5 protein-coding genes are annotated in these 19,892 nt (G+C 49.0%); all 5 read right to left on the bottom strand.

The genetic code is table 11. From position 1 onward, the window contains the following. Positions 1-16 precede the first annotated feature (16 nt). The 5 genes from MKX36_RS05635 to MKX36_RS05615 are packed head-to-tail and all read right to left on the bottom strand — an operon-like array spanning position 17 to position 19,872. Positions 17-4,051 (bottom strand): SDR family NAD(P)-dependent oxidoreductase, encoded by a 4,035-nt coding sequence (locus tag MKX36_RS05635; RefSeq protein WP_340864381.1) that lies wholly within the window; start codon positions 4,049-4,051, stop codon positions 17-19. Between the two features lie 3 nt (positions 4,052-4,054). After that, positions 4,055-6,079 (bottom strand): non-ribosomal peptide synthetase, encoded by a 2,025-nt coding sequence (locus MKX36_RS05630; protein WP_340864380.1) that lies wholly within the window; start codon positions 6,077-6,079, stop codon positions 4,055-4,057. 5 nt (positions 6,080-6,084) lie between these two features. Next, on the bottom strand, positions 6,085-7,296 hold the full coding sequence (locus MKX36_RS05625) for a pyridoxal phosphate-dependent aminotransferase (protein WP_019686386.1): 1,212 nt from the start codon (positions 7,294-7,296) through the stop codon (positions 6,085-6,087). Between the two features lie 31 nt (positions 7,297-7,327). Then, the gene (locus MKX36_RS05620; protein WP_340864379.1) at positions 7,328-12,250 is read right to left on the bottom strand and encodes a condensation domain-containing protein; all 4,923 of its coding nucleotides are present in this window, start codon (positions 12,248-12,250) and stop codon (positions 7,328-7,330) included. Beyond that, entirely contained in the window at positions 12,247-19,872 is a 7,626-nt protein-coding gene (locus tag MKX36_RS05615; protein ID WP_340864378.1) for an amino acid adenylation domain-containing protein, read from the bottom strand. The genes MKX36_RS05620 and MKX36_RS05615 overlap by 4 nt, the downstream gene beginning before the upstream one ends. Positions 19,873-19,892 lie beyond the last annotated feature (20 nt).

Here is a 19,892-nt window from a genome sequence, read left to right as displayed (position 1 = left end):
CCAACACAAAGCCGCTTTATTGTTCAGCCTCAGCAAAATGACGTGGTAATATCGGAATGATATCTTCCTCTTCAGAACCGCTGCGATTGGATTCATCGATCCAAGTTCCCAGCCCGGCCACTGTCGGCTCCTGAAAAAAGACCTGAATCGGCACATCTATGGCCAGCTGGTCTTTGATTTTAGCAATGACACTCATCAGCATCAGGGAATCTCCATTTTCAAAAAAGTCCTGGTGTATGCTAATTTCCTCATGTCCTAGCACCTCGCCCCAAATCTGACCTAGCTTCCGTTCTGTTTCCGAATAGACCTCTCCGTCACGGCCGATCAAGGTCACTTGGATGTGAGACTGCATGTACACTCCAGTGTTCGCAAGCTGTGACTTGGGCTGTAGCGTATGAAATAGCTCTTCCTCAAAAGAAACAAATTTAGCACCCAGCTTCACATTTCGCTGAATCATATCGTTCAGAGCTTCATTAGAAGTAATGAACTGCTTCAGCTCCTGATAGGACTCCAGCAGATGGCTGTAGGCTTCTGACTCTTGCTCGTTATGTCCCTGTGCTTGCTCTGTAATTTCCTTTGTTAAGTCTGGGGAAAAGTGAACCTTGAGCAGCGTCAGCACTTGAGCCAGCTTCTGGCTGCGAATGTTGGCGATGACCGCTTGGGTCAGCTTATATTGCAAAAGCCGATCAAGCAGCTTTCCATAGTCCTCGGACGAAATCGGCTGAGATAACATCCGTTGATCCATCAGTTCGTTCGGTGTATCCCCCATCTCCAGATCCGACCAGTTGATCGCCATCACTTCCATGCCGCGACGGCTCTGATAGTGGGCATACTGATCCAGAAATGCATTCGCAGCAGCATAGCTGCCCAAACCTGCGCCTCCCAGTTGCGAAGCCACTGACGAGAACAGAATGTAAAAGTCCAGCGTCTGCTCCTTGGTCACCTCGTTCAACACCCATGTTCCGGTCACCTTGGCTTCCATGGTTCGCTGAAATGCGGCGGTATCCATCTGCTCCAGACGAATTTCCTCCAAATGCATCGCGGCATTAATAACCCCCTGAATTGGACCGTAACGTGCTTGTATATCCTCAACGACCTTCTTCATGGAAGCCAGGTTCGTGATATCTGCTGCGTAGTAGCTAACTTCGGAGCCAAGGCTTTCAATCTCCAACAGTCGGCGGATTTTCTTCGCAATCGCAGAAGTATCCGGTCCCGTAGCTCGTTCCTGCCAAGTTCCCCGGTCTGGAAGCTCTGTCCGGTTGACCAGCACTAGCTTTACATTGGCCTGGCGGGCAAAATAGCGGCAAGTTTCTAATCCTAACGAGCCGGCTCCCCCGGCTATCAAATAGACACCGCCCTCGCGCAGCGTAATTTTGCGACGTGGAAGGGCTGCAAGCCGCATCCGTTCCAGCTGTTGTGTATACCGCTGACCGCCACGCCATGCTGAACCTTGATCTGCTTCATCCCGATTCAATTCCAACATGATTTCCCGAGCGATGTCGGAATTCTCCCGTCCGATCGTTTCTACATCCATACAGCTACAACGGTGCTGGCTATATTCCTGTGAAACGACCTTCATCAATCCCCACAGAGGCGCTTTTTCCGGGAACACATATGTATCCTCCGCTACGACCAGCTGTGCGTAGTTCGAGACGACTTTGATTTCCAACGAGCGATGAATCGAACTTGCTTGCACTGCCTTCATTAAATAAAAAAGACTTAAAGCTCCTTGCTCCTGACTTTCATTCAAATCATCGAGTTGTCGCATGCGACTGCGAATTTCGGTACATGTCCACAGATGCACGATTCCGGTAAGCTCTGCTCCACCTTGCGTGTCGGTCTCTGCCACGGCTGCAAGCAGCTTGGCATAATCCTCCGCAAAGCCGGGACGAATCCGATAATGTCCCGGATCTACGGCCGAAAAGGCAGATGCAGCCTCTACAATGATCGGCGTTTCTCCTTGGGCCTTCATCAACTCACCAAGTGAATCAGCGACCCCTTCTTCATCCGCCAGAATAAGCCAAGATTTCCCGGCAGAAGGCCGCTCTGGGAGGGTAGAATCCGTGAGAGGATTGGCTATCCAATTCAGTTCATAAAACCAATGATCCACCTGTTTCTCCGGTTCAGATTTCATGGCTGGAGAAGTCGCTTCGTGCTCTAGCGCATGCTCGGGAATATACTCCACCCAATGCCGCTTTCCTAAAAATGGATAGACAGGCAAAGGAACACGGCGCCTTTGCTCCAAATCATGCAGGGCAGCCCAATTGATCTCGCTACCTTGCATATATTCATCTACAACCTTCTCCAGACTGGTGTCGGGCTGCACCTTAAAGCTTTTCTCTTCACGGGTTGTCAGACGGGTATAATAAATCCTCTCTCCCGCCAAAGCTGGACGCACAGCTTCATCTGCGTTTGCAAAACGCTCTATCCCTTCCCTAAGCTCATCAAGGCTTGTAGCTACAATTGCAAGCCGATAAGCATAGTGCCCGCGTCCCTGATTGCTTGTGAAACAAATATCTGGCAGTGTATGAGTTGTACGGTCCAAAAATGTACGGTAACGGTCAACCAAAGCATTGAAGGAAGCTTTGCTCTTCGCAGACAACGTAAATACGTACGGCACGTCTTCTACACTGGCGGACCGGCTCCACTCATCCTGCTCATATTCTTCTAATATGACATGGCAGTTGGTCCCTGCCAGACCAAAAGCACTGACCCCCGCCCGCCGTGGTACTCCTGCCTCCGTCTCCCATGGAACCAGCTCTGTATTCACATATACAGGCGATTCGATGAAATTAATGTGCGGATTCGGCTCGTTAAAATGTAGGGTTGCCGGAATCTCCTTCTTTTGCAACAACAGCACCGTTTTGATCAGACCCGCAATACCAGCTGCGGTGTCCAAATGACCGATGTTTGTTTTTACCGCACCCAGAGCACAAAAATGCCGCTTGTCCGTGTAGCTGCGGAAGGCATTGGTAATGCCTTCGATCTCAATCGGATCACCTAGACGAGTTCCTGTACCGTGAGCCTCGATGTAGGTTACTGTTTCAGGGGGTATGCCCGCATTGCGCCAAGCTTCCTTCATCAGCTCCGTCTGAGCCAAGGCACTTGGGGCGGTAATACCGTTGGACTTTCCATCTGAATTCATGGAACTCCCTTTAATAACGGCGTAGATATGATCCCGATCCTTCTTGGCCTTTTCCAGCGTCTTCAGTACAATGACTCCAAATCCCTCGCCCCAGACAGTTCCATTCGCTGCAGCATCGAAGGTACGAGCGACAGAATCAGGAGAAGCAATGCCGATATCCACCAGCCCCTCGTCTACAGGAAACAGGGTTAGGTTTAGTCCTCCAGCTACAGCCATGTCGCAATCTCCAGTAATCAGCCCTTTAACCGCATGATGTACAGCGGCCAAAGATGCCGAGCAAGCAGTATCAATCAAATGACTACCGCTGGCGAGATTCAGCAAGTAGGCCACCCGACTGGCTACGACCGAAATGGTATTGCCGGGTAAAGCATAAGGCTCCATGTTCTGTATCAACTGCAAGTAGTCAGCATCCGTATCCCCTACGTACACCCCGGTCCGTGAGCCATACAATTCCTTTTCGGCGTATCCAGCATCCTCCAGTGCTTCCCAGGTAACTTCGAGGAAAATGCGCTGCAAAGGGTCCATACAACGGGCTTCCGCTGGCGTAATATTAAAATATTCCGCATCAAAACGGTCAATATGGTCCAAATACGCTCCTCTGCGATACTTAATCTCAGGCGCATATCGTTTGCCTTTAAAATAATCTCGAATAGGCCGATCTACATCCGCCCTGCGACTTTCCGGGAATTCTCTTACAGCATCCATGCCGTTTACGAGATTATTCCAAAATTCATCCGTTCCGTTCGCCCCTGGAAAACGGCAAGCCATCCCCACAACAGCAATATCATCGACTTTTACCGTTTTGGATTCATTTTCGAATAGCTCTTTTAGCATCGGCAGAGCTTCTGTTTTGGAGAGATGTTTTGCAGCCACCTGGCCTAGCAAGTAATTCTGAACCCGTTTCATATGTTATCCCTCCTTCAGATGGTCCAGCGCCCGTATAGACTGGCTTACATCCAGTGAGCCATCTTCAATTTGATCCAGCAGGCTCATGAGATCCTGATCCAGTTGTTCGTCATCCTTGGACTGATTTTCAAAATGATTCATATACGCCGCAATCGTAGGATAGGAGAATAGCTCAGCGACCGTCGCCTTGCTGCCCAGCGCGTGTTGCATCTTACGATGCAGTCGAACAATCGAGATGGAGTTGCCGCCGATTTCAAAAAAACTGTCATGGATGCCGACGTCCTCCGGACTTATATTTAAAATTCCGGCCCAGATTTTGGCCAGCATATGTTCTCTCTCGTTACGGGGCGCCACATATGCGGTTGAACGATGAACTCGCCGCTCCGGCTGCGGCAGATTTTTGCGATCAATCTTTCCGTTAGGAGTAAGCGGCATCACCAGCAGTTCCATAAAAAATCCTGGAATCATATACTCAGGCAATAATTCACGCAGGTGAGTTGTCAGATCATCCACTTCAAGCCCTTTTTCCAGCGATGTAAAATAACATAAAAGATTGGTTACACCAAACTCATCAGTTTGGGCAACTACAGCCGTTTCCTTAATCCCTGGAAAGACAGATACAGCCCGTTCCACTTCTTTCAGCTCTACGCGATATCCTCGCACCTGAACCTGATCATCCTTACGTCCGCTGTACTCCAGGATGCCATCTGGTCGTAACAAGCCCAGATCTCCCGTACGATATAATCTTTCGCCCGTTTTGGGATGCTGGGTAAAAGCCTTGTCAGTGGCTTCCGGCTTATTCCAGTACCCCGCCGTCAGACCAATGCCGCCGATACAAATTTCGCCTTTGACCTCAAAGGGGCACACCTGCCCCTCCTTGTCCAAAATATAGACATGCGTGTTCGCAAGCGGCCTGCCCAATGGAATACTCAACTCACCTTCAGCCGGAGATGCGTCAATCAGGTAACAGGTTGCATAAATAGCTGACTCGGTCATGCCGTAAATGTTGGCAATCTTGGCTTCCCGGAACGTGCTGTACCAGTCTCGCACCCCATTGACGAGCAAGGCTTCGCCTCCATTGAATACCCACTTTAGTTCCGGCAGCGGATGGTCTGTCTCATCGGTCGGAATCGCATCCAAAAAGAGACTCATCTGAGCTGGAACAAACTGGGTAATAGTAACCTTGTCATCTCGCAGCTGTTCATAGAGCCTTTGTGGATCTTTGACCGTATCCGAACTGAAAATGGACAGCTTGGCTCCATAAATCAAGGGCCAGAAGAACTCCCATACCGAGTCGGTGAAGCTGGCGGAAGTCTTCTGCGCAATCACATCTGCTGCGGCCAGACAGAAAGTATCCTGCAACCAAAAAAGCGTGTTCAGCACAGCCTTATGCGTCATCATGACTCCTTTGGGATCTCCCGTGGAGCCTGAGGTGTAAATCAGATATGCCAGATCATTTTCACAGGCAGGACAGTGCCATGAAGCCTTTCCCTGGTGCTCCCAATCCGATCGTTGATACACAGTCAGCTTATCTGTTTGCACCTTTGTTTCGTCGAGGCAGACAGCGGTCGTCATACTCTCCGGTAAATCTTCCAGCATCGTCTGCAGTTTGGCAGACTCGGTGATCAGCACACTGCAGGCACTGTCGCGCAGCATGTATTGAATCCGTTTTTTCGGATAATCCGGATCAATAGGTACATAGGCCGCCCCTGCTTTTAATACACCGAAAACAGCCACCAAAAGCTCAATTCCCCGTTCCGCTACCACCGCTACCCGCTGGTTAGGCCGTACACCTACTGCGTACAGTAGGCGGGCCATTCGGTTCGCTTGTTCCTCCAGTTCGGCATATGTGATGGAAGAACCATATTCTTCAATAGCAGTATGCTGAGGGGTTTTCGCGACCTGACGGACAAACAAATCAGGAATCGTCAGCTGTTCCTCATAAGCCTTGCTGGTCTGATTCATCTCCGCAATGACGCGTTCCTCATCTGCCGATAGAATTTCAAATGCATCAAAATCAAGATCCATAGGAGCTACTCCTGAACCGGAATTGCAGCAGATCCAGCCGATTGACCTACCAAGCTATTTGTGAAAAAGTCCACTAATCGGTCTATGCCTTCGTTGTATCGCGTTGTAGAGTAGGACAGGCGCAGCATTTTCGGTAATCCAAAATCAGAACCCGGCACTGTCGCCACTTGTTTGGCTCTCATTATTTGTTCCGCCAGCTCCAAACTTGTCTCAATACCATGCTCGTCCATGTACTTTTCACAATCGAGTGTGAAGTAAAAGCTGCCTTGAGCAGGAATGGCACGTACGAGTGGAACCTCATTGAACCGCTCTACCGTATAATCCCGTCTTGCTTTGTACAGGCTGACCAGTTGCTCAATCTCTTCGGGATGCGCCAATGCTTCCAGCGCGCCAAACTGCACGACAGGGTCGGCTGTCAACAAGGTATGATGCTGTATGACCGTAAGCGGTGTGACCAGCTCGTCAGGAACGATACAGTAGCCAACGCGCCGACTGTACATCCGGTATCCTTTGGAGAAAGCATTCGTCGTAATAAAAGCTGATTTGGTATCCGTCAGCTCCAGTACCGAGGTGCTTCGTTCATCAAAGCAAACATTGGCATAAATCTCATCATTAATGACTACAGCCTGTCCGTCGATGATTTCATCAATGGCGTACAGTTCTTCTTTCGTTAAAATATTGCCTAACGGATTGCCGGGCGAATTAATTACCACAATTTTGGTTTTATCCGTGAAATTTTCCCTGAAGGAATCCAGATCGAGTGCCAGCGTATCCAGATTAATATCATAGTAGCGAACGTTCGCCCCCACCAATTGAGCGCAGAAATGATACAGGGAATAATACGGACGCGGCAGCAGTACCTCATCCCCCTCTTTTGCTAATAAATAAAACAAATTCCGGAATAAGGCACTGGTGCCTACATTAATTAAGATATTGTTAGGGTTAATGTCCAGATCGTAGGTTTTCTTGTATTCCTCCGCCAAAGCTTCCTTTAATTCCGGCAAGCCCGGTGGGAATACAAGCGAGCTTTTTTCAAAGGTATCTAATGCATCCTTCATCGACTGAATAATATCCTCGTGCAAAGGTAGCTCGGATTTTCCCAAGGTCATTCGAATGACCTCCTTGGAGCCGTTTTTCTCAAATTCATAAGCCATTTGATCCAGAACGAACATTAAAAACCGATTGTCATAAAATTCAATAGATGATCTCAATTCCATTTGTAATTGCCTCCTTTGAATGAAACGCACGTTAATGGGATACTTTGGACAGGCTAGACACACTACCCGCAATGGTCTTGATTATTTTGTGATACCTCTCCAACATAGAGTGAACATAGGAAGATTCCAGCAAAGTGGTATTCCACCTCAGGGAACAGGTCAGTCCGGTTGTTAATCTCACGACTGACAGTTGCAGTGCTGCTGGTTCTGCAGGATATACACGCAATCTCACTTCCCCTACCACCGGTAAAGAGCTCGTGCAGTCCTCTTCGCAAAATATGACGTTAAAACGGGATGAATCCTCCGCCCCGCTCTTTAATACATTAGGGTCCAGCAGCAAATGAAACGGATATAAAACAGCTTGAAGTGCAGCTTGACGTCTGTCTTTCACTTTGTCTAGCAAAGGGTTAAACGACGAAAGCCCCTCCATTGAAACTCTGACTGGCACAGGATGCTGGATACGTAAAGGTATTCCACTCCCCTGCACCGGATGTCCCTCGGGATGAACGACATGGATCAAAAGCTCCTCCGCTTGCGTCAATTGCCGCAGCAGCAGGAAATAACAGGCGAATAAAATGTCCGTAACACTACTATCATGACTGGAGGCAAAAGTGTGCAGAGCTTCGGCCTCCTGTGTGGCGAGGGTCAACTCGACGGAATCCCACTCAGACGTTGCAGAAGCATCTTCTCCCCGCTTGAACGGCAACCCGATTTGAGGAAGCGGATTTCGTAAAGCTTCGGTCCAGTACGATTTTTGCGGCTCCAAATATCCTTCCTGCAACAACTGATGCTGCCAATAGGTAAAGTCAATCTGCGGTATGGGCTGAAACGTGTGGGCTGCATCCACTACTGAATCCGTAACAGCGGCGGAATAGCGGATAAACAGTCGTTCCAGCCAATCTTTCATGTCCAGACATTCCATTAGTAATGGATGAACAGCCACGATCAATTGGCACCGTTCGTTGTTGTCACACCCCAAGCGAACCCGATACAGCGGCCCTTGTCGTGGCTCAAACGGGTTACGATACTCGGCAGCCGCACTAGAATCCGCCCAAGAAGCTGCATCCTCCTCTATGACATCCGTGAATGTGTAATCCAACGGAAGATGTGTCTTCACCTGCTGAGTCGGCTCGGAGGTCTCTTCCCTGAAGATTATTCTGAGCGTACTGTGTTCGGCTTGCAGTTCTTCCAATACCCTGACAAATAACGTCTGATCCACCTTGCCTGTCCACGCTGCACGAACGATCACATGAGGAGTTGATCCCCGATGTCGCCATAACTGCTTTTGGTAAAAAGATAAAGGATGCCACTCAGCCTCTGGTGGCGGGCAAATCGGAGGAATCGCAAAAGTGGAGTCCTTTGCTCGTCGTTTCCGCTTCATGTTGTCCGCTTCCTCAGGTGAAAAAATCCGGTACTCCGCCAAAGCTTGTTCAGGCTGGTCCAGAATCTGGTCGATCAGGCTGAGCAAGTGTCGTGCAAGTGTAGCGATTGTCTGTTGGTGAAACAAGCGGGAATAATACTCAAAGGTGCAATTTAGCTCTCCCTGCATCCCTTGAAAAATGTCGAGCTTCAAATCCATGGTTGAGCTGTGTTTGGCCCAATCCACCATGTCCAGCTTCAAATCTCCCATCGTAAATTGGGTCCTCTGCATCCCCTGATTATGTAAAATAAGCATGGTGTCAAAAATGGGGTTGCGTGAAAGATCACGCTTCTGATCTAGGTGCTCCACCATCTTTTCAAATGGATAATCCTGATGATCATACGCAGCTATAGTCCGATGAGCCACCTCCTTTAAAAAATCTGTAAAGCAGCGCTCTCCTGCCGGAGTATTACGAATAGGCAAATAGTTCGTAAAAAGACCTATCGTATGCTCTACCCCCGTATAACGTCTTCCAGCAATGAGAGAACCTACAATGACATCCTCCTGCCCTGTGTATTGATACAGCAGCACATTGTATACAGCCAGAAGTGTCATATATAGTGTAGCCCCGTGTTCTTGTCCTAGGGCTCGCAAGCGGTCAGCAGCTACCTTGTCAATCGTGAACGAATACATGCCCCCTTCAAAAGTCATCACAGGCGGCCGTGGATAATCACAGGGCATACTCAGAACAGGCAAGCCTGCTTCTCGCCCTTCCGTTAACGTCTTCAGCCAAAATTGCTCCTGTTTCAGCAACTGCTCGCTGTGCAGAAAAGCATTTTGCCATACTGCATAGTCCTTATACTGAATACGTAGCGGTGACAAGCTCTGCCCGCTATAAAGACTGGTAAATTCCCGAATGAGGATTTCCATGGAAACACCATCTGAAACAATATGATGCATATCAAACATCAGCAAATGCTTGTCCTCTTCATCACGCTGATCCGTTAATCGCAGCAAGCATACACGAAGTAAAGGCGCCTCTCCCAAGGAAAACGGCTGTACAAATTCTTCCATCAGCTTTTGCACATCGGCTTCTTCTGAAGCCACTCCCAGTGATATCGCAAGCTCAGCTTCCGGAAGAACAATTTGCACAATTTCATCCTCTGCGACATCAAACACTGTCCGAAAGGATTCATGACGATGAATGATCGCAGCAAATGCGTCTTTTAAGCGCTCCACATCCAAACGCCCAGTGATCATAGCCGCTCCGGGCATGTTGTAGCTCAAATTATCTTCTGCCAGCTGCTTCAGAATAAACTGACGCCGCTGTGCGTTGGATACGGGGTAAAATGCTTGTGGAGACACTGGTTCAATAGACGGGTAATCCGTTGTTTCTCCTCCTGAAACAAGCTTGGCAAGCTCACGAATACAAGGGTGTCCAAACAAATCAACCAATGTAATTCTCGTGTGGAACACCTGACTGATGGCTGTAATCAGATCCGTAGCCAGCAGTGAGTCTCCACCCAATTCGAAGAAATCAGCATCTATAGACAGCTCGTCAATACCCAAAATCCGTCCCCAAATGCGTGCCAGCCTGTCTTCCGTTTCCGTCGGAACATACCCATCAAGAAAGGAAACACGTACTTCGTTATAGGCTGTCAACTGTTCGTTACGACCACGGCTTCGACGTTGGATCGGCGGCTCTACCCAGTAGCGCTGCTTGTCCCAGGCGTATGTAGGCAAAGGAACTTTGACACATCCGTCTGCCGAATAATCCTCCAACCAGTGTCTGTTCTCTCCGTTAACATATCGCCGGGCAATCATTCGTGCATCTGTATCCAGCGTCATTTCTGCCAGGGGCAGGGGCTCGCTATATATAGTGCAAAAAATCCCCTGTTGCTCCAGCCCTGTTCCATCCTGACAGACCAATGCGTTATAAGCCTGGCGCAGCTTTGAGCAAAGACTGATCCGATCCGAAACTGGAATTGCCAATCGATAAGCATGATGCTCTCTGCCCGTGTTCAGGACATAACAGATATTTTCCAAAGGTGGAATATCGTCACTCTCCAAAAAATCAATATATCGGGCAGTCAATCTTCGCAGTGAATCCTCACTATATGCCGAAAGCGTAAATACTCGTTCCTCACCGCAGGGTGCATCGGAGGACGATGATAGTGAGGCTCTGCTGCCCTGATACTCCTCCAGCACCACGTGACAATTTGTACCGCTTAATCCCCATGAACTGATACCCGCTCTCAGCGGAATCCCGTCCTCACTTCGCCAATCAGCTAGCTTTGTATGAATATAGACCGGAGAACTATGCAAGTTCATCAACGGATTGGGATACGCAAAATGCAGGGTAGGCGGAAGTTTTTTATGCTGTAAAGCCAGAATCATTTTAATTAGCCCTGCCATGCCCGAGGCCGAATCCAGATGACCGATATTGCTTTTGACTGAGCCGATTCCACAAAATTGTCTTTTTTGCGTATACCTGCGAAAAGCATTTGTAATCCCTTTGATTTCAATCGGATCTCCAATTTTGGTCCCTGTTCCATGAGCCTCAATGTAAGAGATCGTCGACGGATCAATTCCTGCACGCTTCCAAGCCTCTACAATCACTTCTTCCTGGGCTCGGGCATTCGGGGATGCCAATCCGTTGGAAGCACCATCCTGATTGATAGCACTTGCTTTAATCACCGAGTAAATATAATCGTGATCCTTCTCAGCTTGTTCCAGTGGCTTGATCAGAACAACGCCACAACCCTCACCCCATCCCGTACCATCGGCATCAGCGTCGAAGCTGCGTGATTGTCCTTGCGACGAGGTGATCCCAAGCCCTCCCGGTTCCAATCTGGTGGGTAAAGCGCCAATGGCTACTCCGCCCACCAAAGCCATACTGCAATCTCCAGCAAGCAATCCTTCACATGCAAGATGCAAAGCGACAAGGGAAGAGGAGCAGGCGGTCGCTACACTGAGCGCAGGCCCAGATAGATTCAAGGCATAAGCCAGACGGCTCGCGATAACGGGCGGGAAATTCCCGACAAAAGCGGTGGATGAATCACTTTCGATCAGCTCCTTGTACCTCGCTTCACTATAGCCGACATATACGCCCACCCGTGAGCCACGGATACGTTCTCCGCCATAACCTGCATCCTCAATGGCCTCATAACCGGTTTCCATAAACATACGCTGCTGTGGGTCCATATATTTGGCTTCCCCTGGAAGAATATTAAAGAATGCAGCGTCAAACGTATCTATTTCGTCTAGATAACCTGCTGGCATATACGGCCCTTGATTGTGTTCATCCAAAAAAGGTCGGATCTGCTCCAAACGTGAGCTTGGAAACATTCGTATCCCATTCAGACCATGAACCAGATTGTTCCAATATTGCTCCTTGGTATCTGCTTGCGGGAATCGTCCAGCTACGCCGATGATGGCTATATCCCTGTTGCGGTTTATCCCCTCGTGGACTGCAGACGATGACGCAGCTTTGAGCTGAACTTGATATTGCTTGATCAGAGAATACGCATGCTCTTCAGATAATTCCTGTTTGGCTACAAGCTGCAAAATGGCTTCAACAAACGTATCCCTCATATGCTTTCATATCCTTTCATAGCCTCATCCACTGAAATAGCGTCCTCCTTTACCCGCTTGATCAGACTCCGCAAATCCTCGTCCTCATGGTCAAGGTCAGAAGCTTCAACCTGTGGTTGTGAACCTTGGGTCGTCACTTCTCTCGTACTGGCAGCAAGCCTGCCTTCTATAAATTGCGCCAGCTGTGAAACTGTACCGTATGAGAACAGGTCTCCGGCCTCCACTTCAGGATCAACCCGTTCATTCAGAAGACTCAGCACTTTTAAAATAAGCAGGGAATCCCCACCAATTTCAAAAAAATGTTGACTCACATCAATTTCCTCGTATCCCAGCACCTCGGCCCAAATTTGAGCAATCTGCTGTTCCAATTCTGTGTAAGGTTCTGTCGGTTTCCCTTTCAGACTGACCTTCACATCTGTCACCAAACGGTTAGGCTTGACGAATGACGGAGCTCCTACCTCCTTAGTGGATTGCGGTACAGCTCGATGTCGATCCGTCAGCATATCCGGTGCAAGCTGAATTTTCATCATCGGCGCCCATTCACGGAGCTTCTGTGTATCAAACTTGCCAATAGCCACTTGATCCAGCGGACAAGACAAGCTCATGTGGAAAGCAGCCAGTGCATCCGGTACAGGCATATAATCCATACAGCCTGGTCCTGTAAGTCCCTCCCATGCGTACCAGTTGATTGCCAACGTCGTTTGCCCCCGCATGTTCCGCTGTGCGCTGAAGGCATCCATAAAAGTGTTGGCAGCCGCATAATCACCACCGCCAGCTCCGCCCCATAGCGAAGCTACCGAAGAGAAGAGAACGAAAAAATCTGTCTCTTGCTCAGCAAGAAGCTTATCCAGTACTAACGTGCCATGAATTTTGGGGCAAAGTACCTTCCCAAAGTCATCCCTATTCTGAACTTCCAATGGACGGCTGGTATCGCCGCTAGCTGCTGCGCAATGAACCACTCCTTTAACGGGGCCAAAACGAGCTTGCACATCTTCAAAAACCAGCTTCATCTGCCTAAAATCAGACACATCCCCCGCGTAGTAATGGACCTGCGATCCGTATTTTTCCATATCTACAAAGGCTGACAACTTACGATAAGTTGCAGCATCAGCTTGTCTTTCCACCGGATCATGTATAATTTGTGACCAATGCTCTTTTTCCGGCAGCTCTGTCCGATTCAGAATGACCAGATGGATCGGGGCTTGCTGGGACAAATACCGGCAGACCTCAAGTCCCAAGCCTCCTGCACCACCAGTCACGATATACACCGCACCCGGACGAATGGTGACGGAACGCCGAGCTGGAATATTCGGATGATTCCGAGTATCCGGGGTGCTTACCATGTCCGATTCCAGACGGGCCATGCCTTGGATATATCGTTCCTGACGGATGACAACGAACGAATCTGTTTTATTTTCTTGCAGCTCGGTCATGATCAGATCCGCAACTTGCTCCCTCGTGTGGTGGATCGTATCAACATCCAGTCCGAAACATTGCAATTGTGGATGCTCCTGAGAAATAACCTTCACTAAACCGTGAATCGCAGATTTTTCAGGTGATATATACTGTTCATCCGAAATCCGCTGTGTAAAGTTCGAGACCACTCGCAAATCGAGCGTTTCATGTAAACCCTGATGCAGTAATGCTTTTGTCAGAAAATAAAGGCTATAGACACCTGACTCCAAAGCAACATCCACAGTTTCAATATTGACTGGAGTTGAAGGGGGATCTGTGCAGGTCCAGAGATGAACGATACCGTTCAAGCGCTGATTCCGTTGTCTCAGTTCACTCATGAGTTGAAGGTAATCTGCTTCTACACCCGCCCGGATGGTGTATTGATGATGGCTCTGTTTTTCAAACATCTGCCCCATCTCTACGGTCACCACCTGATGGTCAGCATGCGTCAAGCGAAGCGCCAGCTCGTCACCAATTCCCAGCTTGTCTTTAAAGATTAGCCAGTTTCCCTGAGCCAGTGCACCTTCTCTTGTCTTCTTCAGTTCTTTTGGAGTCCAGCGAACACGGTACATTAAATCTTCGATTGTACTCACCTGTGCTTGTTCACTCATTCGACCGATAATCAATGCGGTCTCAGCCTTAGTACGGTTTGGCAAACGCACAGGGAAGGTCCGTACTTCCGTGAATTGCTCTTCCTTCAACAACTGCTCCCATGTTTCCGTCGGAACCAGTGGAGAATCCTTTCGTATATCCTGATCTTCGAACAGCCACCATCCCTCTGTCATTCCCCACACGAGATTTTCCGCAGGCTCGTTCTGCACCTTTTCGATCATAAACAGGGCTCCACCAGGGGCAAGTACCTTTTTCAACTGGGACAAGGAGGTTCGCAAACGGCTCGTGGCATGAATCACATTCAGACCAATAATGATATCAAACTGTTCCGCCACAAAGCCTTGCGCCAAAGGATCTTCTTCAATATTAAAAGTTTGATATTGAACAAACGGATAGGCTGCAAACTGCTTTTGTGCTTCCAAAATGATGCCCCGTCCCAAATCGGTATAGCAATACTCCACTTGGAGACCTGCTATGGCTGGAAAAAGGACCTTACCCACCGTTCCCGAGCCAGCCCCGACTTCCAGAATGCGGAGTCGTTTTCCCGCTTGTGCTAAAATATGCTGCCTTAATGCGTCCAGCGCCATCGTCTCACACAGATCGCCCAGGGTACGTCCCTGATTGGCAAAGCCCTCCAGAAATTGCGGTGTGCCATCGGGAAACAGTACACTCAAAGGCGATCTTTTCCCCGTTAATACAGCCGGATAGGCGTCCAGACAATACTTCAACACCTTGAAGGTTCCAGCAAATGCCGGATATTGCTCGATGTATTGGGTACATAACACCGACAGGTCGGGAACTGACTGATCAACGGTCAGCATTATATTTTCACCGTCCAAGCGGACGTGGCCCTGCTTCTCTACGAAACGCAGCATGAACCGGAAGAGACGCTGATATGTGGAGGTGATCCCTATCGTATGCAGCATTTCAGACTCTTTGTATACTTTTCCAGGTTCTGTGAGCGTCCCCCATTGCCTGAATAGTTCGATGATAAGCTGGGCCGCAAATTCATCAACCGCCTCTTTATATCCCTGGACTACCGCGAATCCGCTCTCCTCCAATAACCGTTCACCGAATTGAAAAACCATCTCGGTAGCCTGCCAGAAATCAGGAGCTCCCTTCTGCGTGTCAGCGATCAATTCCGCACTGGCTGGTACATCCGGTGATTGCTGAACTTTAGGTTCAACCCAGTAGCGCTTCTCTTCAAAAGGGTAGCCTGGAAGAGGGACACGCACCCGGTTCTGTCCGCGATAATAGTCATCCCACTCCAGCTCACTGCCCTGCATATAAGCCTCCACCAAACGTTCCAGTGATTCCGCAGGCTGGACTCTGTACGGCGCTGGATTTCCCCCTGTTTTGCCTATCGTATTTACGTATATTCGTTCGCGATCTAGTAATATGGAAGCCACATTTTGATCGCCCTGCTCTGCAAACAGCTTGAGTTTACGCTGTAATTCTTCCTGCGAGCTGACGACGGTAGCCAAACGATAAGCATCGTTTCCACGACTGATATTGGTGCAGTAACAAATGTCTGCCAAAGCTTCGTGGTTATTTCCCAAATAAGCCGCAAACCTCTCGGCATAAGCGTAGAGCGCTTGTTCGGTCCGGGCAGACAAAGTGAACAAATATTCTTCGCCCGGAGGCGGAGCTTCTCTTTGGAGCGTATATTCCTCCAATACAACATGGCAGTTCGTTCCGCTCAGACCAAATGAGCTTACACCTGCACGACGAATCCCGCATTCAGGCATCCATTCCTGAAGTGACGGAGCGACATAAACCGGAGAATTGACAAAATCAATATGCGGGTTAGGCACTTTAAAATGAAGGGATGCTGGAATCTGGCGTTTGGTCATGGCCAGCACTGCCTTCATAAACCCGGCAATCCCTGCTGCTGAATCCAGATGCCCGATATTGCTCTTGACCGATCCTACCGCACAGAACTGTTTACGATTTGTATAGCGTCCAAAAGCCCGCGCAATGCCTTCCATTTCAATAGGATCGCCTAGCTTGGTGCCTGTTCCATGTGTCTCGATATATGAAATTGTCTGTGGATCAATCCCCGCGCGCTTCCAGGCTTCCTCAATCACATCAGCCTGCGCAGCGGCATTAGGAGCGGTCATTCCGTTGGATCGCCCATCCGAGTTAGCCGCGCTTCCTTTGATCACTGCGTAAATATAATCACCATCAGCCACGGCCTGCTCCAGTGACTTGAGTACAACAGCACCTACTCCTTCGCCACCACCTGTACCGTCCGCCGATGCGTCGTACGCTTTCGTCTTGCCATCAGGTGAGGCGATTCCCATATTGAAGAGATTTTCGTCTACCATTGACAGGTACAAATTGACACCACCAGCCACAGCCATTTCACAGCCACCAGAAGTGATCTCCTGTACCGCATGATGCACAGCCATGAGTGAAGAAGAACAGGCCGTGTTAATGACCTCTGCCGGGCCTGTCCAATTAAAGACATAAGCAATCCTACCGGCAATCACAGCTTGTAAATTCCCCGGTATAGCAGAGGGCTCAATCTGTGGCATCAGGTCCAAATATTGCGGTGTACCTGTTCCTACAAATACTCCCGTCTTCGACCCGTACACCTCTTTTTCCGAGTATCCCGCATTCATCATTGCTTCCCAAACCACCTGTAACAGCAGGCGCTGCTGCGGGTCCATCATTCGTGCTTCATTAGGAGCTATATGGAAAAACGATGCATCAAATCCATCAATTTGCTCCAGATATGCCCCTTGCGGCAACGACCCTAACTGTCCAGCTACATTATCTGAACCATGAATTATATCTTGTAACCGATGAGTTGGAATGTCGCGAACAGCATCCACCTCGTGACACAGATTGTCCCAGAAGGCATCGCAACTGTCCGCCATAGGAAAACGGCAAGCCATGCCAATCACAGCAACATCACCGTGTCTTCCCTTGGCCCCAAGCTCAGCCCTGTGGATATGTTGCCGTCTTGTATCCATTTCGCGAAGGGGTTTGATAGGTTTCTCCACACCGCCGGACTGAATGATTTTGGCCTGCATCGCGATCGTATGATGTGTAAAAAGCTGCGGAATGGTCAGCTGAGTCTTTAGTAAATGGTGGATTCTGCTTTGCAGTCGCACGATAGACAACGAGTTGCCACCTGCTTCAAAAAAACTGTCCTCCACACTAACGGCAGGCACGGACAGCAACTTCTTCCAGATATCCGCCAGTTGTTCCTCCAACTCATTACGTGGTGCCACATATGCACGAGTATGGACTACTCCAATCCGATGCAAAGGCAGCGCCTTTTTATCCACTTTGCCATTTGCCGTGACAGGCATGGACTCCAGACAAACTACATGTGCCGGAACCATATAGTCCGGTACATATTGCTTCAGGTACAATTGGATGTCATTGGTTCCTAACGGAGATGCTTTCGAGGTCTTCAGCCTCTTCAATGTATAAAAGGCTGCAAGTTCCTCGGTGTGCTCCCCTGATCCATGCGGGATGACCACCGCTTCTTTGATAGACGGATGACTTCTGAGAAGAGACTCAATCTCTCCCAGTTCCACACGCATTCCTCGGATTTTAACCTGATCATCCGATCTGCCGATAAATTCCAGATTATCGTCTGGCAACCATCTCACCAAATCCCCTGTTTTATACATCCGTTCTGTTTGGGTCCCAAACGGATTCGGCACAAAGCGTTCGTCCGTCAAGCGTGGATTGTACAAGTATCCTCGCGCCAATCCAGCTCCAGCGATGAACAGCTCTCCAATCGCCCCAAAGGGCAGCAAGCGTTGCCGTGGATCTAGAACATACACCTGATAATTTAATAGCGGCTTGCCTATCGGTAGAGTTGCCCGTTGCTCTACAGGTTGGCATTCATACAAAGTCGTATTAATAGCCGCTTCTGTCGGGCCGTAAATGTTAAACAGCTTGTCTATGTTCAGCTTATCGCGTAATTGCTGTACCAGTTGCCCGCTACAAACCTCACCTGCCATGATGATAAAAGCAAAGGGATGCTCAATATCCGGTGCCTGCTCCAACAGCACTTCCATTAGTGAAGGTACGGTATTTAACACATTAATCCGTTCCTTCCGTACCAGTCCCCAAAAGGCGCTCGGATCGTTTTTGGCTTCTTTTGGAACCAGATACAGCGTCCCTCCGGTAGCTAACGGTAAAAAAATCTGCTGAACAGAGGGATCGAATGTGAATGGAGCCATCAAAATATGTCTCAATTGTTCATGGAAATCATAGCTATGTTTCAGCCCAGCCAATTGATTAACAATATGTCGATGCTCTATCATCACGCCTTTGGGCGTTCCAGTCGAGCCTGATGTATATATGACATACGCCATATGATCAGGTCTGCCTTGAACTGGCAGATTGGACGTCTCGCCTGTATAGAAGGCGGGATTGGACAGATCAAGCACTGTTCCTTGAAAAGGATGGGTATCCACATACTGTGACGGTGAGATCAGCAACTCCATCCGACTATCCGTAAAAAGCTGCTGTACCCGCTCTGCTGGAAACGCCGGATCTATCGGACAATACGCACCTCCTGCCTTTAGTACCGCCAGGATTGCCACGATAATCTCCACCGTCGGCTCAGTCATGATGCCGACAATATCATCTGGACCCACTCCATGACGTTGTAAAGCACGGGCAAGTTGATTGGCTCTTGCATTTAGCTCTCTGTAACTAATGCAATATTCTGCTTCGACTACAGCAGCTTGCTCAGGCGTTTGTACCACCTGTTCTTCGAACAACTGATGCAGCATATTCACATCCGTCAGTTCTACAGCCGTCTGATTTAAGCCCTTTACTAGAAGCTCTCGTTGCTGTGGAGCCAGCATATTTGCCGCATCATCCTCCAGAGAAACCGCTGATTTCTTAGGCCACTGTTCCAGAACATACAGCAAGTTGGCAGCAAAGGATTCGAGTAGGGACAACGAGTACACCTCAGGTCGATAAACGAGTTGCAGTATCCGACCTTCTTCTTCGTTCGGTACAAGCTTGATTATCAGATCGAATCGATCCAGGTCATCGACTGCCGTTTGTAATCCCTCATCCACACATGCCAGTTGCCACAGTTCTTGCAGCTCTCTCCCATGAAGAGATGTCCACTTGTCATAGAGAAGGGACAAAGAATTGGCCTGATGGTTCAATGTTCGGGAAAACTCGGCCTTCATGTCTTCGTTTAGCTCACGCCACGTTCGACTTCCTTGAACCCGAGGCTTGAGAAAAAGCAGACTCCCTAGCTCGGATTGGGCCTGTACAAGCGTCGTCGTGCCAATACATATATCTTCTGACTGCGAATAGCGATGAAGCAGCCCAGACAGCGCCGTCAAGAACAAAATAAAACGTCCCAGTTCCGAGCCTTTCGACATTTGATCCAGTTGGCGGATTGTCTCCCTGGGAATAACCCGTTCTAGCGTTTCTCTGCGTGCTCCCGGTTGATAGTTAGACTTGCTTTTGCTTACAGGCAATAATTCCCGCGGCAGATCTTGAGACCATTTTTTCATCCAATATTCTTCAATGATCCGGTCTTTCAGATGCGTACTCTTGTCCATACACACTCCCCTCTCTGTCA

It is taken from the genome of Paenibacillus sp. FSL W8-0439 (assembly GCF_038008995.1).
Taxonomy (GTDB): Bacteria; Bacillota; Bacilli; order Paenibacillales; family Paenibacillaceae; genus Paenibacillus; species Paenibacillus polymyxa.
Note: the sequence above shows the minus strand (reverse complement) of the source record. Positions and strands in the feature narration are given on the sequence as shown.